This is a genomic window from Halalkalibacter flavus (genome assembly GCF_036663575.1).
Classification (GTDB): domain Bacteria; phylum Bacillota; class Bacilli; order Bacillales; family Bacillaceae_D; genus Halalkalibacter; species Halalkalibacter flavus.
In genome coordinates this window covers 23,073-44,805 of sequence record NZ_JAWRVK010000028.1, presented here as the reverse complement: position 1 = coordinate 44,805, position 21,733 = coordinate 23,073, and the positions used below count along the sequence as shown (strand labels likewise).

Annotated in this window: 14 protein-coding genes, 2 pseudogenes and 1 riboswitch; all 16 genes and pseudogenes read right to left on the bottom strand. The window is 39.3% G+C overall.

Features of this window, described 5'->3' with window-relative positions; translation table 11 throughout:
- Positions 1 to 3 precede the first annotated feature (3 nt).
- The 16 genes and pseudogenes from gatC to SAY88_RS16980 all read right to left on the bottom strand — a co-directional run bounded on the left by gatC (position 4) and on the right by SAY88_RS16980 (position 21,697).
- On the bottom strand, positions 4 to 294 hold the full coding sequence (gatC, locus tag SAY88_RS17055) for an Asp-tRNA(Asn)/Glu-tRNA(Gln) amidotransferase subunit GatC (protein ID WP_332633312.1): 291 nt from the start codon (positions 292 to 294) through the stop codon (positions 4 to 6).
- 156 nt (positions 295 to 450) lie between these two features.
- Positions 451 to 1,959, bottom strand: coding sequence for a sodium/proline symporter PutP (gene putP / locus SAY88_RS17050; protein ID WP_332633310.1), 1,509 nt, complete (start codon positions 1,957 to 1,959; stop codon positions 451 to 453).
- A 439-nt stretch (positions 1,960 to 2,398) separates the two neighbouring features.
- Positions 2,399 to 3,361 (bottom strand): ABC transporter permease, encoded by a 963-nt coding sequence (locus SAY88_RS17045; protein WP_250096547.1) that lies wholly within the window; start codon positions 3,359 to 3,361, stop codon positions 2,399 to 2,401.
- Positions 3,362 to 4,423 (bottom strand): ABC transporter permease, encoded by a 1,062-nt coding sequence (locus SAY88_RS17040; protein ID WP_332633307.1) that lies wholly within the window; start codon positions 4,421 to 4,423, stop codon positions 3,362 to 3,364. It abuts the gene before it with no gap.
- Positions 4,413 to 5,948, bottom strand: coding sequence for an ABC transporter ATP-binding protein (locus SAY88_RS17035; RefSeq protein WP_332633305.1), 1,536 nt, complete (start codon positions 5,946 to 5,948; stop codon positions 4,413 to 4,415). Before SAY88_RS17035 ends, SAY88_RS17040 begins: the two co-directional genes overlap by 11 nt.
- A 188-nt stretch (positions 5,949 to 6,136) precedes the next feature.
- The gene (locus tag SAY88_RS17030; RefSeq protein ID WP_332633303.1) at positions 6,137 to 7,249 is read right to left on the bottom strand and encodes a BMP family lipoprotein; all 1,113 of its coding nucleotides are present in this window, start codon (positions 7,247 to 7,249) and stop codon (positions 6,137 to 6,139) included.
- Positions 7,250 to 7,685: 436 nt separating this feature from the next.
- Positions 7,686 to 8,864, bottom strand: a complete 1,179-nt coding sequence (locus tag SAY88_RS17025) for a CamS family sex pheromone protein (RefSeq protein ID WP_332633301.1) — start codon at positions 8,862 to 8,864, stop codon at positions 7,686 to 7,688.
- A 29-nt stretch (positions 8,865 to 8,893) separates the two neighbouring features.
- A complete protein-coding gene (gene ligA, locus SAY88_RS17020) occupies positions 8,894 to 10,903 on the bottom strand; it encodes an NAD-dependent DNA ligase LigA (RefSeq protein WP_332633299.1) in 2,010 nt (669 codons plus the stop codon).
- 65 nt (positions 10,904 to 10,968) lie between these two features.
- Entirely contained in the window at positions 10,969 to 13,173 is a 2,205-nt protein-coding gene (pcrA, locus tag SAY88_RS17015) for a DNA helicase PcrA (protein ID WP_332633338.1), read from the bottom strand.
- A 77-nt stretch (positions 13,174 to 13,250) separates the two neighbouring features.
- Positions 13,251 to 13,946, bottom strand: coding sequence for a heptaprenylglyceryl phosphate synthase (pcrB, locus tag SAY88_RS17010; protein WP_332633336.1), 696 nt, complete (start codon positions 13,944 to 13,946; stop codon positions 13,251 to 13,253).
- Positions 13,947 to 14,317: 371 nt separating this feature from the next.
- Positions 14,318 to 15,361, bottom strand: coding sequence for a ribonucleotide-diphosphate reductase subunit beta (locus tag SAY88_RS17005; RefSeq protein WP_332633298.1), 1,044 nt, complete (start codon positions 15,359 to 15,361; stop codon positions 14,318 to 14,320).
- A 24-nt stretch (positions 15,362 to 15,385) separates the two neighbouring features.
- Positions 15,386 to 16,831, bottom strand: a pseudogene (locus tag SAY88_RS17000) (ribonucleoside-diphosphate reductase subunit alpha); the annotation flags it as partial.
- 201 nt (positions 16,832 to 17,032) lie between these two features.
- Positions 17,033 to 17,911 (bottom strand): annotated as a pseudogene (locus SAY88_RS16995) (ribonucleotide reductase N-terminal alpha domain-containing protein); the annotation flags it as partial.
- Between the two features lie 151 nt (positions 17,912 to 18,062).
- Positions 18,063 to 18,259, bottom strand: a riboswitch (cobalamin riboswitch).
- Between the two features lie 172 nt (positions 18,260 to 18,431).
- Entirely contained in the window at positions 18,432 to 19,979 is a 1,548-nt protein-coding gene (locus SAY88_RS16990) for a glycine betaine uptake BCCT transporter (protein ID WP_332633296.1), read from the bottom strand.
- A gap of 282 nt (positions 19,980 to 20,261) precedes the next feature.
- The gene (locus SAY88_RS16985; RefSeq protein WP_332633294.1) at positions 20,262 to 20,582 is read right to left on the bottom strand and encodes a YbjQ family protein; all 321 of its coding nucleotides are present in this window, start codon (positions 20,580 to 20,582) and stop codon (positions 20,262 to 20,264) included.
- 173 nt (positions 20,583 to 20,755) lie between these two features.
- Positions 20,756 to 21,697: an alpha/beta hydrolase gene (locus SAY88_RS16980; RefSeq protein WP_332633292.1), complete on the bottom strand. Its 942-nt coding sequence runs from the start codon at positions 21,695 to 21,697 to the stop codon at positions 20,756 to 20,758.
- Between the last annotated feature and the right edge of the window lie 36 nt (positions 21,698 to 21,733).

Below are 21,733 nucleotides of genomic sequence, written 5' to 3'. Positions count from 1 at the left end.
CTATTACTCTATAATTGACGGCACACGGATTTGCCCGTCTTCATGATCTGGTGCATTTTTTAATACGTCTTCAACTGGCAAGCCCTTTTCTGGCTTGTCTTCTCTAAGTACATTCTTCATATCAAGAACATGCGTTGTAGGCTCCACACCCGTTGTATCAAGTTCATTTAACTGTTCAGCAAAAGTAATAATCGCATCCAGTTGTTCTGTAAACATTTTTGCTTCATCTTCCGTAATAGCAAGTCTGGCTAAGTTCGCTACATGCTTCACTTGCTCCTCTTGGATTCGTGACATAATCTTTCACCCCCGAAAAAATTCGATCATTTTGACAATATGATTAATAATACCAAATAACCCTTCTATAGGCAACAAAGCTCACCATTCTAAACACCCATTCAATATGTTAAAAACCCCTCACTTTAGATCTCTAAAGTGAGGGGCTTATACTAATTATAATATGCTTGTTTTTGATTGCTCAAATTCTTCTATCATCTCGCTTGAAGGCTCCTCACCGACATAACTAAAGGCCATTGCGGCAATCCACGCTAAAATAAAGCCAGGAATAATCTCATATAGACCTAAAATTGGAAACTGTTCTGGTGATAAACCAAACCAGCTTTCAAGCTCTGCCCAAATGATCACCGTAAGTCCACCGACAATCATCCCAGCTAAGGCTCCATTTCTCGTCATTCGTTTCCAGAACAATGCTAAAATTAAGACTGGACCAAAGGCTGCTCCAAACCCAGCCCATGCATAACCAACTAAATCAAGCACTGTGCTTTCTGGATTATAAGCTAGCGCAATAGCAACAAGGGCAATCACAACAACACCAATACGCCCTACCCACACTAACTCTTTTTGACTAGCTTCTTTACGAATAAATCCTTTATACACATCTTCAGCAAGAGCACTTGAAGATACAAGAAGCTGAGAATCAATCGTACTCATGATCGCTGATAAAATCGCAGCTAATAAGAAACCAGCGACCCATGGATTAAAGAGAACTTGTGTAAACATAATAAACAAAGTTTCATGTGACCCGTCTGGCAACGCTTGGCCTCCTGGACCATTCGCAGAAAAATAAGCAATCCCTACAAACCCAGTAAAAATAGCCCCAAATAAAGCAAGCACCATCCAAGTCATACCAACAGCACGTGCTTTTGGAATTTCATTGACTGACTTCACAGCCATAAAACGTGTCACGATATGTGGCTGGCCAAAATAACCTAATCCCCATGCAAGCAACGAAACGACACCAATAAACGTTGCTCCTTGGAACGCATCTAAATAGGCAGGATCAATTGCTCCAACAGCATTTACAGTTTCACTCCAGCCTCCCATTTCAGAGACCGCGACGAGCGGTACAATAATTAATGCTAGGAACATAAGAATTCCTTGGAAAAAGTCCGTCCAACTTACCGCAAGAAAACCACCTAAGAATGTGTATGAAATAATCACAATCGCACCAATCCAAAGTGCTTGCGTGTATGTCATTCCAAATGATGCTTCAAAAAGAAGAGCACCACCAACAAGTCCTGAAGAAGTATAAAAAGCAAAGAATACTAATATTACAAGTGCTGATATAATCCGCAATATTTTTGACTTATCATGAAATCGATTCTCAAAAAAATCTGGCAGCGTAATTGAATCATTCGCTACTTTTGTATACTTTCGAAGACGTGCTGCAACAAACTGCCAATTTAAATACGCACCAATAGCTAATCCTACAGCTATCCAAATTTCACCCATACCACCAATGTACATTGCTCCTGGCAATCCAAGCAATAGCCAACTACTCATATCTGAAGCGCCCGCACTTAACGCAGCTACACTTCCGCCTAATCGCCTTCCACCTAGTACATAGTCTGAAAGATTACTTGTTAGCCGATAGGCTGCTATCCCAATGGCAAGCATCCCTACTAAATAAATAATAAACGTTATAATTGTGGCTAATTCCAAGTTTACTCACTCCTTCTCATAAATAACGACACGAACGATAAAATAATTAATAATGGCATTGGAATAAATAGCAACAGCCATGTTGCTGTCGTTAACCCATATTCCATCTTTTCACCTCCTTCTCACGCTATATGCAAGAACTATGCACGTACATCTCCTTACATGACATAAACAAATGTTTGTTTTATTTTTTGGACACGCTATATATCATAACACGAAATAAAATTCAGAACATTCACTTACATCCCCTACTTTGCTAACAATGCATAATTATCCATTGAGATGTTTATTGTAACCGGTTTTTTTGATATATAATAATAGATTATACAAACTAATTAATCTTCATTAATTTCTTTAGTGCTTTAAATGAATATAAAAAAAATGCCTCAAAAAGTCAAAAAATAACTTTCGAGACATCTCTTTCATTATAATTTATTTTTTATCTTGACCCTTTTACATAAGGTTTTCCAATCGCTTTTGGTGCATCCGCGCGTCCTACGAAACCAGCTAATGCTAAAATTGTTAACACGTATGGTGCAATCAACAAAAAGACAGAAGGAATATTAGCTAATCCCGGTATTTGCGCTCCTGTAATACTCAACGCTTGTGCTAATCCGAAGAATAGAGCTGCACCCATCACACCAAGAGGATTCCACTTTCCGAAAATCAATGCTGCTAATGCCATAAATCCTTGGCCCACAATAGTTGTCCCAGAGAAATTCCCTGCTACTGTAACGGCAAAGATTGCTCCTCCCAATCCAGCAAAGGCTCCACTGAGCATAACTCCGATGTATCTCATTTTGTTTACATTAATCCCCATTGTATCTGCTGCCATTGGATGCTCTCCGACCGACCTAAGCCGTAATCCAAATGGCGTGTAATAGACGACATAATAAACAATAAAGACCAATGCTAGTGCAATATAGGAAGTAATATAGGCATTTGCAAAAAGCAGAGGACCAATAATCGGGATATCACTTAAAACCGGCACATCGAAACGATAAATTCGATTGCGGATCGCGTCTGTTTGACCTTTGTTATACATTAATCGAACTAAGAAAACAGTTAACCCAACAGCTAGGAAGTTTAATGCAACACCACTGACAATTTGATCAGCTCGAAATGTAATCGAGGCAACGGCATGGAATAACGAGAAAATGGCCCCTATTAAAACGGCAGCGAGTAACGCAATCCAGGTAGAAGCAGGACCAACTCCCATGCCTTCAAGTGTCAATGTCATAACAATTCCTGTGAATGCCCCTACGACCATTAATCCTTCAAGGCCGATATTAACTACCCCTGCCCGCTCACTAAACAATCCACCTAATCCAGTCAAGATAAGAGGAGCTGCGGCATAAATAGCTGCTGGAATAACAAGTGCTAAAACCTGCATTAAATCCATTTAAATCCCCTCCTTCTTGATACGGTTCATGATCCAGCGAATAAGATAGCTTGATGCAACAAAGAAAATGATCAACGCTATAACTATATCAACTAGTTCGGTTGGCACACCTGCTCTTGACTGCATTGTAATTGCTCCAACCTGTAAGCCACCGAATAAGAAAGAGGCAAGTAAAACCCCAACGGCTGTATTGGCACCTAATAATGCTACAGCAATCCCGTCAAAACCAACACCTGAGAAACCAGAGAGAATACTCATGTATCCATACGTCCCTAACCCTTCCATCGATCCAGCAACACCTGCAAATCCCCCGGATATCACCATAGATAGAACAATATTTCTTTGTACATTCATACCCGCATACATGGATGCATGTTGGTTAAAACCAACTGCGCGAAGCTCGTAGCCTTTTGATGTTCTCCAAAGAATAAACCACATGATTATACATCCAAGCAACGCAACGATAAATCCGTAATGTAATCTTGAAAAATCTGTTAACGACTGTAAAAATGACGAAGCAAGTGACGCCGATGGAGAGATCGTCTCCGTTCGCTCCCCAGGTACTAGTAAATACGCTCGAATAAGGTAATTAACTGTATACAAAGCAATATAGTTCATCATGATTGTAACAATAACTTCATGAACCTGGAAACGAGCTTTTAGAAAACCTGGAATGAAGCCCCACATTGCCCCAGCTAATGCCCCAACTAAAATAGCTAGTGGAAGATGGATAATTGCTGGTAGATCAAATATGATTCCAACATAGACAGAAGCAAGCCATCCAACAATTACCTGTCCCTCTACTCCAATATTAAAAAGACCTGTTCGAAAAGCAAAAGCAACAGCCAGTCCGGCTAAAATTAACGGAGTCATGGAGCGGATCGTTTCACCAATGTAATAAGTTTCACTGAAGATTCCGCTTAATAGGGCCGAATAACCTAAAACAGGATTATATCCACTAACAAGCATGACGATCGCACCAATTAATATTCCTAAAGATACAGCTATTAAAGGTACGGCCAATGATACTAATCGTCCTTTAGGAAACAATTTATTCACCATGTGGCTCACCTTCTTTCTCTTTCTTTCCTCCAGCCATAAGCAAACCAAGCTCTCTTTCGTTCGTCTGATCAGCATCGACAATTGCTACTATTTCCCCTTCATACATAACAGCAATCCGGTCACTTACATTTAAGATCTCATCTAATTCAAGCGACATTAATAGAACAGCTCGACCTTTATCACGTTCAACGACAAGACGTCGATGGATCGATTCAATCGCCCCAACGTCTAAGCCTCGAGTTGGTTGTGCCGCAATTAAAAAGTCAGGTGAGCGATCTACTTCACGGGCAATAATTGCTTTTTGTTGGTTCCCTCCAGATAACGCTCTTGCTGGTGTATATTCACTCGGAGTTCTCACATCAAAATCTTTTATTAAAGCCCTTGCTTTCTGATAAATTTCAGGATAGCTCAGAGCACCACTCCTAGAGTATGGTTTCTGGTAATACGTTTGTAACACAATATTTTCCCCGATTGTAAAATCAAGGACTAACCCATGTTTATGACGATCTTCAGGAATATGTCCAATCCCGGCTTCTGTTACTCTTCGTGGCTTCATATTCGTTATTTCTTTTCCATTTAACAAAATTGAACCAGACTCAGCTTTTTTCAACCCAGTAATAGCCTCAATGAGTTCCGATTGGCCATTGCCTTCGATTCCAGCTAATCCAAGGATCTCTCCTGCTCTCATATCTAAATTTAATTTATTAACAGCATCAACTCCACGAGAGTCCTTTACGACAAGATCCTTCACACTTACAACAACCTCTTTCGGTTGCGCCGGATCCTTCTCTACTCCAAAATTAACTTCCCTACCAACCATCATTGAAGCAAGCTTATCCGGATTCGTTTCACTGACATCAACAGTTCCAATACCCTTTCCACGTCTTATTACCGTACAGCGGTCACAAACAGCCATAATCTCTTTCAACTTGTGAGTAATTAATATGATTGACTTACCTTCTTTTACTAACTTTTTCATAATACCGATCAACTCTTGAATTTCTTGAGGAGTTAATACAGCCGTTGGTTCATCAAAAATTAAAATATCAGCACCGCGATATAACGTTTTTAAGATTTCTACCCGTTGCTGCATGCCAACAGAAATGTTTTCAATCTTAGCATGTGGATCCACACGTAACCCATATTGATTAGAAATTTTCTCTACTTCTTTTGCAGCTTTTTTTATATTAATTTTGCCGCCTTTTTTCGGTTCATTTCCTAAAATGATATTTTCTGTTACGGTAAACTTCTCAACAAGCATAAAATGCTGATGAACCATTCCTATCCCAAGTCTGTTGGCAACATTTGGATCGGTGATTCTCACTTTTTCTCCGCGTACAACAATTTCGCCCTTTTCAGGTTGATACAAACCAAAAAGAACATTCATCAATGTTGATTTCCCAGCTCCATTTTCACCTAAAAGAGCATGGATCTCGCCCTTCTTTACTTGGAGCGTTATGTTATCATTGGCCACAATTCCAGGAAACTCTTTACGGATGTTATTCATCTCGATGACATAACTCACTTGTAACCACTCCTCACATCTATGTACTCTAGAATATAACGATCAACTTGCAGGCTCCTACTTCTTCTTAAACAAAAAGAGGCAATGAAGGATTGGGCAAACAGCAATCCTTCATTGTCCCTTCTGCCTGCTAGTACATATCATACTTAAAATAAAAGGCTAGTAATCACTAGCCTTTTTATAATTCATTAAAGGGATGAAAGATACTCTTCATATTCCTCATCTGTTTGCGGTACTGAAATTTCACCAGCTTGAATTTGATTTAAGAAATCAACAACAGCTTCGAGTGCTTCTTCAGACATGTTATCTGTCGATGGGGCAATCCCTACCGCTTCATCCTCAAGTCCATATTCAAGGATTTCTCCACCCGGGAAGTCTCCGGCCATTGTACGTTCAGAAACTAAATATACCGCTCTATCAACACGTTTAACCATCGAAGTTAATGTAACGGATTGACCTTCATCGCCATATTCGCCTTCTTCATGTTGGTCACGGTCTACACCAATAACCCAAACAGGCTCACCGTTACGAGCACGGTTAATCGCTTCTGTAAAGACACCATTCCCTGTTCCACCAGCTGCTTGATAAATAATATCTACACCTTGGCTGTACATTGTGTTTGCAATTTGTGCTCCACGTTGCTCATCATTAAAGCTTTCTGCATATTGCACTTCAATTTCTGCATCTGGATTTACTGCCTTCACACCAGCTTTAAAGCCATTTTCAAACTTTTTAATTAGAGCACCTTCAACTCCACCGATAAAACCAACTTTATTTCCAGCTGTTTGAAGACCAGCGGCTACACCTACAAGGAAAGAACCTTCATGCTCACTAAATGTAACATTTGCGATATTAGAGATCGTTTGTCCCTCTGCATCTGTAACAACAGAGTCAACAATTGCTAACTGCGCATCTTCAGCTTGTTCTGCAATGGTACGAATTGCATCTTCCATTAAGAAACCAATACCCCAAGCAAGATCAACATCTTCACGTACTAAATTACGAAGATTCGGTTCAAAGTCTGCCATATCTCCAGATTGTAGGTAACGATAACCTGTACCTTCTTCTAAGCCCATATCTTGGCCAAACTCAACAAGACCTTCCCAAGCAGATTGGTTAAATGATTTGTCATCAATTCCCCCAACATCGGTAACCATCGCTACTGTAAAGTCTGCAGCTTCGGTTGCTTCTTCTCCAGCAGCATCCCCTGTTTCAGGTACTGGCTCGTCAGCTGCTCCACATGCTGATAGAGCTACAACTGTAGCAGCCGTCATCGTTAACGTACGTAACCACTTTTTCATGTAAAATCCCCCTTTTTTCTATTCCGTGCGAACGCCTTCATTTGGTCCGGACACACTTGTCTATACTTAGTAGACATCTAGTTCTCTGCATAGGTTTTCACGATGCTTAAGTTCTATTCCTATTTGGCTAAAATCTGTTTGCCTACTAGTAAAATCATGTTGTTATGTATTGGTCCAAATTAATAATCAAGGCACCCTTTGTCAGACATCTGACATCCTACAAGTTATGGAACGAAATAAATATATCATGTACATTACAATTAATAAATAGTTTTTTTAAGTAAAATTCTCTGTTATTCGACATTTTTTCACATTGGCACGAAACCTCACAAATTCATTTACAGTCAAACCGAGCTCCATTATAATGATGGTTTTTCTCTTAAACAAGGAAAAGGACTTTGCTAACCCCTTAAAGGAGTCGACAAAGTCCTTTTCCTTAATCAAACACATGAATAAATGGATCATCATTCGGATTTTGAACAACAATAGCTTCTGTATTTCCAGAAACAGAAGTGATCGTTACACTCACTTTATAATTTGCTTGAAATCTTTGCTGAATTTGACTTGCTACATACTGTGACAATGCAACAATTTCTGCTTTTCCTTGGAACCTAAGCGGTATTTCAATTTGCAATTCTTGAATTTGGTTATCAACATATCGGCCTTTTCCAACTACACCGATAAAGTTATCAAAAAACGACTGTACATCATCTTTAAACCGTTGGAATTGGTCAGCTTCATTACGAGCTTCTTGGTTGGCTTCACTTGATGGGAACAAGTAATAGCGCTCATTGATACGTTGCCATCTTTCAAGATCACTTCTTGGCTCAGCTTTAGACCTTGCTATAAAATGACCTGGGATCACAGACTCACGAGGTTGTTCTCTGAAAAGAGCAAAGACAATAGGAATATCCTGAAATGCTCCTTCTTCCATCATATCTGAACGAAGTCTTGCTAAAATTTCATTTGCAATCTTTTGTCCTTCTCGTTCAATTACATCGTCCGGAATCGGTAGTTCATAACGGTTATATCGCCCTTGGTCATCCTCTACTCGAAAGTTATAAACACTATTCATCGAAAGCCCAATCACAATTCCACCGAGGTTCAATTGACCATTTTCATTTTCCACAAGATAGTTATGTTCCAAAATATGGGATAAATAACGTGGTTGACTTTCTTCCCGCTCTCGCATCGTTGCCCCCTCACCAAGGGGTGGATTTATACCTTGGGGGTTATCCTCTTCATGATACCTCATAAGCCAACTATTTAACGTATTCCTTTTAATAAACTGTCCTTCTCTAAAGAAATAATTCTCTTGGTCAAAATACTCTTGGGCAATTCGCGTTAATCCAATTTCAAGCTGCCCTAAATCAAGCCGATTGTATACAACTGCGTTTCCAAATCCTCTCGATTCCCCGTGCTTATAAGCTCCATCATATAATACACTTTGATAATAATTATCAGGAGTAATAATTTGTGGCACAACTTCTACTACTTGTTCATCCTGATTTTGATCTGTTTCCTCTAACATTTGTTCCTCTTCTTGAGGTGTTATAGGAAAACACCCTGACAATAGCACAAGGAGCAAAAAAGAAATTCCCCACTTCTTTAGCATACAATCTCCCTCCTCTCTCTTACTCTCGTTTACTTATTGACCGCTTCAATAAGCTTCTCTTCATCCCAAATCTCAATATTTAATTCCTCAGCCTTCGTGCGTTTAGACCCGGCATCTTCTCCAGCAATGACTAGATCTGTTTTCTTACTCACACTTCCTGTCACTTTTCCACCAAGTGCTTCTATCTTCTCTTTCGCTTCACCACGCGTAAGCTGCTCAAGCTTTCCTGTTAAGACAACCGTTTTTCCTACAAACAGGCTATCAGAGACTTCTGATTCAGAAGGAGCTTTAAGCCCTTTATAATTCATATTTACTCCCAATGACTCTAGCTCGTTAATTAACTCTAACACTTCCTGTGTAGAAAAATAACGTCTAATCGACGCAGCCATTTTTTCACCGATTTCATTTACAGCTACTAACTCTTCTTCTGTCGCCTCAACTATTTTATGGACCGTTTCAAATTCCATCGCTAGGGTTTTTGCTGCTTTCGCTCCAACAAAACGAATTCCAAGACCGAATAAAAGTCTCTCAAGTGAATTATCCTTTGTTTTTTCAATTGCTTCAAGCAAATTGTCTACAGATTTTTCGCCCATTCTTTCTAATTGCAACAGCTCATCTCGGTTCAATTTATAAATGTCAGCGACATTACGAACAAGATCATGTTCAAACAATTGACTGATCACTTTTTCACCTAAACCATCAATGTTCATTGCATTTCTTGAGACAAAGTGAATTAACCCTTCCCGAATTTGAGCGGGACATTGCGGGTTAATACACCTTAACGCCACTTCTCCTTCTAACCTAACGAGTTCACTTTCACAAGCTGGGCAATGTGTCGGCATATGGAAATCGCGTTCGCTTCCATCTCGTAATTCAGCTAATACATTCACCACTTCAGGGATAATATCTCCTGCTTTCTTTATGACGACAGAATCCCCAAGTTTTAAATCCTTTTCTCGAATTAAATCTTCATTATGAAGCGAAGCTCGTTTTACTGTTGTACCCGCAACGGTAACTGGTGTTAAAAGAGCAGTAGGTGTCACAACACCCGTGCGTCCGATGCTCAATTCAATATCCTCAAGCTTTGTCACAACTTCTTCTGCTGGGAATTTAAATGCCGTTGCCCATCTTGGACTTTTGGCAGTAAATCCCAATTCTTTCTGTTGATTTAATTTATCAACTTTAATGACAATTCCATCAATGTCATATGGGAGATCTGCTCTTTTTTCCACCCATTCTTCTGTATAAGCAATCACTTCTTCAATATTAGCACAATGCTTGCTTTCCTGGTTCACACGAAAGCCAAGCTCTTGCAAGTACTCAAGCCCTTTCATGTGCGACTCAATTTCCCTATCCTCCAAAGAACCAATGGCATAAACAAAGATAGAAAGATTACGTTTAGCAGCAAGCTTCGGATTCAATTGTCTTAATGAACCAGCGGCAGCATTACGCGGGTTAGCAAACTTCTCCTCCCCAGCTCTTTCTTTTAACTCATTTAATGCTTCGAATGAACCTTTGGGCATATACGCCTCTCCTCGTACTTCAATCGTTACAGGTTCACTTAAACGAAGGGGAATGGCTGGAATCGTTTTAAGATTTGCTGTAATATCCTCACCAACTGTTCCATCGCCACGTGTAGCTCCACGAACAAATTTCCCATTCTCATACGTTAGCGATACAGCCAAGCCATCTATTTTTAGTTCACAGCTATACGTAATATCATCGCCAACCAATTGTTTTACACGACGATCAAAATCAAGTAAATCACTGTCTGAAAAGGCATTACCTAAGCTAAGCATCGGAATACGGTGTTCGACCTTTTCAAAGAATGGCAACGGCTCTCCACCTACTCTTACGGATGGAGAATCCTCACTGAAAAATTCAGGGTATTCCCCTTCAAGTTTCAATAGTTCTTGCATAAGATTATCGTATTCCGCATCAGAAACTAGCGGCTTATCTAGAACATAATAATGATGGCCATACTCTTCTAACAACTTCCTAAGTTCCTCTATTCGTTTCTCAGCCTGTAATTGCTCCATTGCTTTCGTCCTTTCTTTCACAATCAAGAGTGACTGAAACGATCGTCAGTCACTCTTGAATAAAATTACTGTTTTGTAATGGGGGCAAACTTGGCAAATAATCGCTTCACACCTGTTGGATTCGGGAACGCAATATCTAACTCGAGAGATTCGCCCTCACCTTTTAGACTGACAACCGTCCCAACTCCCCACTTCTTATGCGCCGCTTTATCACCAACACTCCACGAAAAGCTTTCTCCACCTGTTTGCACCGTTCTCGGTCTTTCAATCGTTCTTGAACGTTGCACCTGAGTTGGGCTCTTGCGTGATGTCTTCATCCAATCTGGCGCTTGCTTCTCTTCATTTAAAGGCTCTAAGCACTCCTGTGGAATTTCAGCAATGAAACGTGAAGGTGGATTCGAACTTGTCCGACCATACATTGTCCTTAGCCTTGCATTCGTTAAATACAGCTGTTTCTCAGCCCTTGTAATACCAACATAAGCAAGCCTTCGCTCTTCTTCCATTTCCTCTTCCTCGAACAAAGAGCGACTATGCGGGAATATACCTTCCTCCATTCCTATTAGGAACACAAGAGGAAATTCTAGACCTTTCGCTGAGTGAAGCGTCATTAACGTAATCGCGTCTTTTGGTTTGCCTTCATTTTCATCGTCTAATTTATCAATATCCGCTACTAATGCAAGATCTGTTAAAAAAGCAACGAGTGATCTGTCCTCATTTTGTTTTTCAAATTCATTTGTTACTGTTATAAATTCATCGATATTTTCCAACCGGCTTTGAGCTTCAATCGAATTTTCGTTTTTCAACATTTCACGATAGCCTGTCCGTTCTAGTAACTCTTCCACTAATTCTGTGACAGATAAATATTCTTGCATTTGTATCCAATGCCCTAGTTGATCCGAGAAATCTCTCAATTTTGTTACTGTACGACCAGTTAATCCAATTTGCTCTACTTCCTGAAGAGCAGCAAACATGGAGATTCCTTGCTCAATGGCAAAGGCACCAATCTTATCTACCGTAGTCGCACCAATTCCACGCTTAGGAACATTAATAATTCGCTGCAAACTAATATCATCATCTGGGTTAGCAATTAAACGTAAATAAGCTAATACGTCTTTAATCTCTTTACGATCATAGAACTTAGTTCCCCCGACAATGTTGTAGTCAATATTAGACTTTACAAAAAATTCCTCAATTACACGCGATTGTGCATTCGTACGGTATAAAATTGCAATATCAGAATAAGTATAGTCATCCTTCTGCATCGCTTCTCTAATTCGCTCTACAACAAATTGAGCCTCTGATTGCTCCGTATCTGCTGCAAAATAACCAATTCCACAACCAGCATCATTTTCTGTCCAAAGATTTTTCTTCTTTCGGTTTGGATTGTTTTCAATAACACGGTTGGCTGCTTGCAAAATGGTTTTCGTTGAGCGATAGTTTTGTTCGAGCAAGATTACTTTTGCGTTCGAGTAATCTTCTTCAAATGAGAGGATGTTAGAAATATCAGCTCCACGCCAACGGTAAATGGATTGATCCGAGTCACCAACAACACAAAGGTTTTTGAACCGCTCCGCAATCATATTTACGAGCATATATTGAGCACGGTTCGTATCTTGATACTCATCAACAAGGATATACTGGAATTTCCGTTGATAGAATTCCAATACTTCCGGAACAAGTTTAAATAACTCAATTGTCTTCATAATAAGGTCATCAAAGTCTAGCGCATGGTTCTTCTTTAATTGCTTTTGATACTCTTCGTAAACTTCAGCCGCTGTTTGCTCATAAGGACCTGTTGCTGTTTTAGCAAACTGATCGGGCTTTTTCAGTTCATTTTTTGCACTACTTATCGTCCCAAGAATGCTGCGTGCTTCAAATTTCTTCGGATCAATGTTTTTATTCTTTAATATTTGCTTAATGACTGTTAACTGATCTCCTGAATCTAATATTGTAAAGTTACGATTATAGCCAATTCTGTCAATGTCTCTACGTAAAACCCGTACACACATAGAGTGGAATGTCGAGATCCAAATGTCCTCAGCCACAGGTCCAACAAGTCCTGCGACACGATCCTTCATTTCACGAGCAGCTTTATTTGTAAACGTAATCGCAAGTACACTCCACGGAGCAACTTCTTTTTCTCTTAATAAGTAAGCAATGCGATGCGTAAGTACACGCGTCTTCCCACTTCCAGCACCAGCCATTAACAACAGTGGTCCTTCCGTATGAGTGACTGCTTGCCTCTGCTCAGGATTTAACCCTGCTAACATTTTTTCAATTATTTTCGCTTGCACACCCTCACCACCAAACACTTGTTCTTGTTTTTTATTTTACTTTGAAAAGAGCTTTATTTCAACGCTTCTTTTACTGCATGAACCGTTTCAAGAGCTGCTTTTAAATCTTCATAGATTATATTACCAACAATCACCGTATCGGCGTATTGAGCCATTTCTTTCGCCTGTTCCACAGAGTGAATGCCACCGCCATAGAATAACTTCGTTTCATCTAAAACATTAGAGACTGCTTTTACGATATCGACATCGCCGTAAGTTCCACTGTATTCTACATAAAAAATCGGAAAATGGTAGAGCTTCTCTGCCATTCGTGCATATGCAACAACATCTTCATCCGAAAGCTCAGTATTCGCTTCAGTAAGCTTGGCCGCTTTCGCTTCGGGATTCAAAATACAATAGCCCTCAACGACAATCTCATCCCAATTCATGATAGCACCATATTCTTTGATCGCCTGATGGTGATAACCAGAAATCCACCTTACATCCCGACTATTTAAAACAGATGGAATGAAGAAATAATCAAACCCAGGAGTAATTGCCTCAATATTCGATACCTCTAGCGCACATGACACCGTGTAGCGCCTGACTCTGGCAAGCAGCTGCAATGTATTATCAAGCGTTACTCCATCCGTTCCTCCGATAATAAGTCCATCCGTACCAGACTCACAAATCGCCTCTAACGCTTCATCTGATATATCTTTGTTCGGATCGAGCTTAAATACATGTCGCCACTCTTTGTACTCTAGCATCATTATCACTCCTGCTTATCATTATTTCCAAGTAAGTACCTATCTGAACAGACATTATATCAAAGAAAAGTATGGTTGTCGCCGAGAGCACTGAAAAAGGGCGTTTTTTCCTTTTTCAGTGCTCTAGAAGCAATGAGCGGAACCGTTGCCAGTTTTTTAAAGCCTGCTATGAGTGGGTTTCATAGGTGCAAACTTGCTTTGCACCGGCAGCCGACTTTAGCGCAACGAGTGAAGCCATTGCGGCTTCACTGAGTAACTTTCAAAAGGTTTGTCAGCGGCTCTGGTTCCCAATAAGAAAAAAAGAAGAGTTCTTCCAATTTCAAACTGAAAGATGCTCTTCTCCTTAAATAAACGTTTATTTAATAGGACTATTACAACTCATCAAACCCATTCACATCTGATACTTTCACATATTGACGTGATTTTTGTTCAAAGAAATCACTTTTGCCACTATCGACATCTTCATAAGCCTTTATCCATTTCATCGGATTTTGACGATAGCCTTCGTAAGGGCGTTCGATCCCTAGTTGATTAACACGTTTATTAGCTATGAACTTAATGTAGCTCTCAAGTTCATTCATATTAATACCTTCTAACTTATCTCCAATAATCGACCTGCCCCATTGTATTTCTAATTCGGCAGCTCGTCTAAATGTATCTTGAACAAATTTGTGATTCCGAGGTGTGTTAAGTTCTGGATTCTCATGTAATAACTCTTTAAAAATATGAGAAAACAAATTCACGTGTAATTGTTCATCCCGATTAATATAATTAATCATCGTACTTGATGACACCATCTTCTGGTTTCTTGCCAAGTTGTAAAAGAATGCAAATCCTGAATAAAAATTAAGTCCCTCAAGAATGACGTCAAATACAATTGATTCTAGAAACGTTTGGGGTGTTGGGTTATCAACAAAGCGTTGATACCCTTCTGCGATAAAATCGTTTCTCTCCCTCAAGATAGAGTCGTGCTTCCAATACTCAAAGATTTCATCTTGTTCCTGTTTAGGTACGAGACTTGATAAGACGTATGAGTATGACTGATTGTGAACGACTTCTTGAAACGATAGGACTTGCATTAATGCAGCGAGACTAGAATCCGTTAAATACCCAGCCACTTTCCCTGAATAATCTGTTTGGACACTATCTAAAAAAGCAAGCAAACCAATAATTTTTTTGAATGCATACCTTTCATCTTCAGAAAGCTGAAGCCACTGCTTAATATCATTAGACATATTAATTTCAAATGGAGTCCAGAAGTTTGCGAGCATATTTTTGTACATTGGATAGGCCCATGTAAAGCGAACATCATCCCAATTTAAAATATTAGAACTTCTACCATTAATAATCCCTGTCGAGGCATTTGGTGCCGTTGGGTCATATAATTTACGAGATTGTAATGTATTATGATTCATATTCTAAACCTCACTAATAATAGATTAAGAAGAACAACTTTCACACTCTTCAATTTCAACCATCGAAGTAGACCTTGTATAATAAGTCGTTTTCAGGTTTGACTTCCAAGCCTCAATATGCAAATTCAGTAAATCTTTTGCTTTTATTGTATTTTTAACATAAAAGTTAAATGAAATAGATTGGTCAATATGGCGTTGGCGTGCTTCATTTTGTTTAATGCTCCAAAGTTGATCGATTTCATATGCGGACTTGTAATACCACGTCGTTTGCGGCGATAGGTCTGGAGCTGTGACCGGGATTTTGTAGTTCTTTTTCTCCTCTGAGTATTCTTTCTTAAAAATAGGATCAATCGATGCCGTTGTCCCTGCAATAATTGCTGTTGTCGAATTCGGCGCCACAGCCATTAAATACGCATTTCGAATCCCTTTTTCCCTTACACTTTGACGAAGCTCTGTCCACTCTTCACTTGTATATTGACGATTATTAAAATAGTCACCTGTTTCCCAATCAGACCCTTCAAAAAGTGGATAGGCTCCTTTTTCCTTTGCCAGCTCATTACTTGCACTAATCGTCAGATAGGCAATACTCTCATACAAGTTATCTGCGTATTCTACCGCTTCGTCTGATTCCCATTTGATCCCTTTAAGAGCTAGTAAGTGATGCCAGCCAAATGTACCTAACCCAATAGAACGATACTTTTGATTGGTTATTTGAGCTTGCGGAACTGGAATATTATTTAAATCAATGACATTATCAAGCATTCGAACTTGAATTGGGATTAGTCTTTCAAGGACATTTTCTGTAACAGCTTTAGCTAGATTAATAGAAGACAAATTACAAACAACAAAGTCTCCAGGTTCTTTGACTACAATAATCTTGCCATCTTCCGTTTTTTCCTCAATAACGGTCGTTGCTTTCATATTTTGCGTAATCTCTGTACACAAATTACTACAATAAATCATTCCTTGATGACGATTGGAGTTGGAACGGTTTACCGTATCCCTATAAAACATATATGGTGTACCTGTCTCGAGCTGACTCTTTAAGATTTCTTTAAAAATATCAATGGATGGAACAACTTCCCACAGTAATCCTTTCTCACCTAGTAATCCGTTGTTTGCTGCTTCCACACACTCTCTGTACTTTTCTCGGAAACTTCCCTTTCCCTTTCCTTTTTCTTCATCATAATAATCTTCTAAACTAAAACCTAACGTTTGGCGTATCGTATGGGGATCGAATAAATACCACTCGTGTCTGGCTTCAACTTTTTCCATAAATAAATCAGGCAAGCAGACACCTGTAAATAAATCATGGGTACGCTGCCTCTCATCACCATTATTTAATTTGACTGCTAAAAAATGAAAAATATCGCGGTGCCATATATCTAAATAAACACTAATTGCCGTTACTACCCTCGGTTTCCCGATATTTATTAGGGGACTAGACTGTATCATCATCTTATTAAAAGATGCTCCTCGTCAGTCGTTGAGGGGATTTCATATCAATAAGACTTAGAAATCAGCCCTGCTGATTACCACCTTGTCCTTCCCATTTTCAGATAGCTATATAGTTTCCCATATAGCTTACTAGAGAAGGCTGTTGACGGCGTTCCAGCATATTCGGAGTTTTCTATAGTGGTCACCCTACTATAGGGGCAAAAGTTTACCCTGTCTTTGACCTAACTGGTCGACACTTACTGCCGTGTTATTTAGCTGTTTCATCCACGGGATGACACCGGACGATACTCCTTTAAAACCTCTTATATCACTTCCACGGCTGCGCAGCTTTCCTAAATATGCTCCGATTCCTCCTCCGCTTTTACTCAGAGTTGCAATATCCGTGTTGCTATCATAAATCCCTCTGAGACTATCATCAACGGTATCAATAAAGCAGCTCGATAATTGACCATAGCTTTTCCCAGCATTTGATAGAGTTGGAGTTGCCACCGTCATATATAAATTAGAAATAGCCCAGTAAGCTTCTTTTATAAGACCTATTCGTTTTTCCTTCGGTTCTTTAACCATTAACATCGCTGCAATAATCATAAAACGCTCCTGAGGAAGTTCATACAGCTTCCCACTATGCGATTTAGCTAAGTAACGATCGGCTAATGTTAACAAGCCAATGTATGTAAACAACGAATCGCGCTCAGGAACAATCTCCTGTTCAAGTTCTTCTAGTTCTTCTTTCGAATACTCTTGCAAGATCTGATCTGAATATATCCCCATCCCCGTTAACTCTTGAACTAGTTGATAAAAGGATCCATACCTTAAGCTAGCATCATAGTTTCTTGAATGAGCTGCTCTTTTATATAGCTGCTTTAAAAAAACATTAGCTGCAACAAACGTCCAATCTGGCTCTTCTACTGAAATCCTTTCTACCGAAGACAAAACTAACAAATGATTAAGCTGATCTTCTGACATGTCTTCTTTTACAGAGATAGCTTGTTCAATCTTTTCCTTATAAGCCGTAAAATCGAGGTTTGGAAATAAATTAACAAATACATCAATCTGAGATGATGCATAATCAAATAATGTTGTCGTTGTCATACTCTTCATTGATCTTCCTCCTTAATGGTAATAAAAAACGCCCTTTCTCGAGAGTTGAGAAAGAGCGTAAAACGGCGTAAATAGTAAGACTTATCCGACCAAAATACACTTTGGCCTTCTTTGCCGTCTCACTTCTTACACCCCGAAGATAGCTGACTTGAAAATGACGGCAGGTCTCCTGACTTGTGCTTCACCCTACTTTGAGCCTTCCCATGCAAGCTAGCTAAATCTAACCATAGAGCACAGTGGGTACCTCATTTCGTCCACACTTACAGTTGCGGGGGCAGTTCTGGCTTTCTACCAGATTCCCTATTAAGTCTATTTGACACCGTTCATTTCGCGTAATCAATATATAGTTGTAAGAACACATCACTAATACGATATATTGTATATATTAAAGGAATATTCATCCTGTTGCAAGGAAAAAGGTCCGTAAAATCTTAAAAAATAATAAACTAGGTTCATCCCTCAATTCTATTACATGTGGAATGAACCTAGTAATTTAGCATTATAAGTTACTCTAACCAGCTATTTTCCTTTTAAGTGTTCTTTCTTTTTCATGATCCTTGCTTTGCCCTTTAAGTTCTTGATTCAATTCTTTCACAAGTCCGTAACACATGGCAAGAACAATGAAGGATAGTGGAAGAGCACTAACAATGATTGCTGTTTGCAGACCAGCTAGTCCACCTGATGCCATTAATACAGCGGTTGATGCGACTAAAATTAATCCCCACGTTACCTTCACTCGGTTTGATGGGTTTAACTTTCCTCCCGTTGTTTGCATCCCTAGAACAAAGGTTGCCGAATCTGCTGAAGTAACAAAGAACGTTGTAATTAAAGCAACTGTTAAGATCGATAAAATAATCCCGAGTGGCAGCTGCTGATATACAAAGAAAAGGGCTGTTTCAAGTGCTTGTCCTGATACATTTAATCCTTGTGTAACCTCAAGAAAAATCCCAGTACCACCGAAAACAGTAAACCAAATCGCACACACAACGGAAGGTACAAGAAGAACGGCTACCGTAAATTCACGAATTGTTCTCCCTTTAGACACACGAGCAATGAACATTCCAACAAATGGAGTCCATGAAACCCACCATGCCCAGTAAAACACTGTCCACCCTTGTGTCCATGCTGCCTCGTCAGCATCAAAAGGCGCTAGACGTAAGCCCATTGGAATGAGATTTTGTAAATAGCTCCCTAAACTCGTTGTAAACATATTAAGCAAGAATAGCGTCGGACCAAGAATTAACATAGCAAAAAACAATACCGTTGCAATTGACATGTTTGCAAGGCTTAAATACTTAATTCCTTTAGATATTCCTGTATTCGCTGAAATGATGAAAAGAACAGTTATGATACCCATAATAATCATTTGTACCATAAAGTTATTTGGAATCCCCACCAAATATTCTAGACCTGCATTTATTTGCTGTGACCCTAATCCGAGCGATGCTGCTACCCCAAACAAAGTTGCAAATACCGCAACAACATCAATCGTTTGTCCAATCGGACCTTTCACCTTTTCACCAAGTACAGGGTAAAGAGTCGCACTCATTAAACCTGGCGCGTCTTTCCTAAATCTCTGATAAGCAAGTGCTAATGCGACAATCGCATATATTGCCCATGCATGTAATCCCCAATGAAGCCATGTATAACGCATTCCAACAATTGCTGACTGTTCCGTACTTCCTTCTCCTGTAGGTGGCGAAGAAAAGTGAGCAATTGGCTCAGATACGCCATAAAATAGAAGACCAATACCCATCCCAGCTGAAAATAACATTGCAAACCAAGCTGGACGACTATATTCAGGCTTGGAATCTGGTTTCCCAAGTTTGATTTTCCCGTATTTACTAAAGATCATGAATGTTGCAAACAACAGAAAGAAAGTAGCAACCAATTGATAAAACCAACCAAATGACTCAAGAACAAAGCTTTGCGCTACTGCCATTGCTGCCTCTAGTTGATTCGGGATCAAAACTCCTATTAAAACAAAAATAACCGCAATCCCTACTGATACTTTAAAAATCGACCTATCACTTTCACCTTTATCAGAAATAACAAACACTTCCTTTTTCTAATTTATATTTATTGTAATAACCTCTTACCAATAAATACTTTTTTATTAAATCATATAATTTAAAAAAAATTAAAAATGATATGAACGCAAATTCAGCAATCTTTCCTAATCTTTTAAGCTGATTGAAGGTCAGCGTAATATTGGTTAAAATTACGAGGAAATAAGGCGAGATTCTATCGTTTTCTAAGACGCGCTACCGAGATTTGACTATTTTTCAAATAAAAAATGCCCCACCCATTCTCTTCATGAGCGGACCATTTTGAAAAGAAACTATTTTTTCTCAATCACAACGGCTGTACCATAAGCAATAATCTCTGCTGCATTTGCCATGACGGTTGAAGTTTGCATCCTCATCCCAATGACTGCATTGGCACCTTTCTCTTCTGCTTCTTTCACCATTCGATGTACCGCCAACTTACGTGCTTCCGTCATCATTTCGTTGTAGCCTTTAATCTCTCCTCCGACGATTCCTTTTAATCCCGCTGTTATATCACGGCCAATATGCTTTGTTTGAATCGTGCTACCTTTGACATATCCCAATACCTCTTTTATGTCATAGCCTGCTACTTGTTCAGTAGTTACTATCATCATAATCCATTTCCTCCTTTTTTTCTTTTCTCTGTTCAACTATATAAATTACAAGCAACCCAACTAAGCCAACAGCATAAACACCAAATGCAATTAGAGCCCACGTTAGATTAACAAATATAAGATATTCCACCAAGTTGACTAAAATTATGGCGATTACTATTTACTTCCACCCTTCAGACATGTCGGTCTAACCATCTTTTCACAACCGTAAGCAACTCTTTAGACAACGGCTTCTCCCCGATACTTTTGTATACTTTTTTCAAATGCAAAATATTCGCGTCCTCATCTTGATCCCGAAGCATGTGATTCATTCCTTTAATAATATGGGTTTCTGTCTCGACGGTTGTATACTTTTTGACCTCATACACTTGTTCAGGTGTCGCTTGCACATCTTTAGAGCCTGTAACAGCAAGGATTGGACAAGTTACTTCTGCTAGGCTTTGATAGACGTCATGCTCATAGTGCTCTCTAAACCATTTTGCATTGATTTTAACCCCTTGATAGCGAATAACATCTCTTTTAGTCATTGATACTTTCCTATCAAATTTCTGACCTTGTTTTTTCACTTTATCTGTTACGTTAAGCAGACGAATTAGCTTTCCTTTTAACCCTTTTGTTTTTTGAAATGAATCTACAATTAACTCCCTTTGATAATTTTGAGCATCAGCTAATGACTGCGCAGCACCAGCAACAAAAATTAACCCTTGTATATCTTCTCCCTTAGCTACTTCAGGAGCTAACATACACCCTTCACTATGTCCGAGTATAAATACTTTATTTCGATCAACAATTGGTTGGTCTCGTAGAAAATGAACTGCAGCCTTTGCATCGTCAATTAAGTCCCAAAACCCAGTCTTTATGAAATCTCCACTACTTTTTCCCGTCCCCCGTTTATCATAGCGCAATACGACAAACCCACATTCCGTTAAACAAGCAGCAAGCTGGTTGTAAAGATGCAACATTTGACCTTTTTTTGTTCCATTTCCATTCCGGTCAAGCGGGCCTGAACCAGCAATAATAAGAATAGCAGGTAACGCGACAGGTGATGTTTCTGGAAAGGAGAGCGAACCAGCTAATTGCCCCTTTTCACCAAACTGAATCTCTTTTTCCGTCATCAGAGCCACCCCTTTATATTTGATAAATAAAGTAGC

What these genes read in the sequence shown, in the direction of transcription:
- SAY88_RS17005 (WP_332633298.1), bottom strand. Translation starts at nt 15,361, where the DNA reads ATGAATCATAATACATTACAATCTCGTAAATTATATGACCCAACGGCA.
- SAY88_RS17025 (WP_332633301.1), bottom strand. Translation starts at nt 8,864, where the DNA reads ATGCTAAAGAAGTGGGGAATTTCTTTTTTGCTCCTTGTGCTATTGTCA.
- pcrB (WP_332633336.1), bottom strand. Translation starts at nt 13,946, where the DNA reads ATGCTAGAGTACAAAGAGTGGCGACATGTATTTAAGCTCGATCCGAAC.
- SAY88_RS17040 (WP_332633307.1), bottom strand. Translation starts at nt 4,423, where the DNA reads ATGGTGAATAAATTGTTTCCTAAAGGACGATTAGTATCATTGGCCGTA.
- SAY88_RS17045 (WP_250096547.1), bottom strand. Translation starts at nt 3,361, where the DNA reads ATGGATTTAATGCAGGTTTTAGCACTTGTTATTCCAGCAGCTATTTAT.
- ligA (WP_332633299.1), bottom strand. Translation starts at nt 10,903, where the DNA reads ATGGAGCAATTACAGGCTGAGAAACGAATAGAGGAACTTAGGAAGTTG.
- pcrA (WP_332633338.1), bottom strand. Translation starts at nt 13,173, where the DNA reads ATGTTAGCAGGGTTAAATCCTGAGCAGAGGCAAGCAGTCACTCATACG.
- SAY88_RS17030 (WP_332633303.1), bottom strand. Translation starts at nt 7,249, where the DNA reads ATGAAAAAGTGGTTACGTACGTTAACGATGACGGCTGCTACAGTTGTA.
- SAY88_RS16985 (WP_332633294.1), bottom strand. Translation starts at nt 20,582, where the DNA reads ATGATGATAGTAACTACTGAACAAGTAGCAGGCTATGACATAAAAGAG.
- SAY88_RS16980 (WP_332633292.1), bottom strand. Translation starts at nt 21,697, where the DNA reads ATGACGGAAAAAGAGATTCAGTTTGGTGAAAAGGGGCAATTAGCTGGT.
- gatC (WP_332633312.1), bottom strand. Translation starts at nt 294, where the DNA reads ATGTCACGAATCCAAGAGGAGCAAGTGAAGCATGTAGCGAACTTAGCC.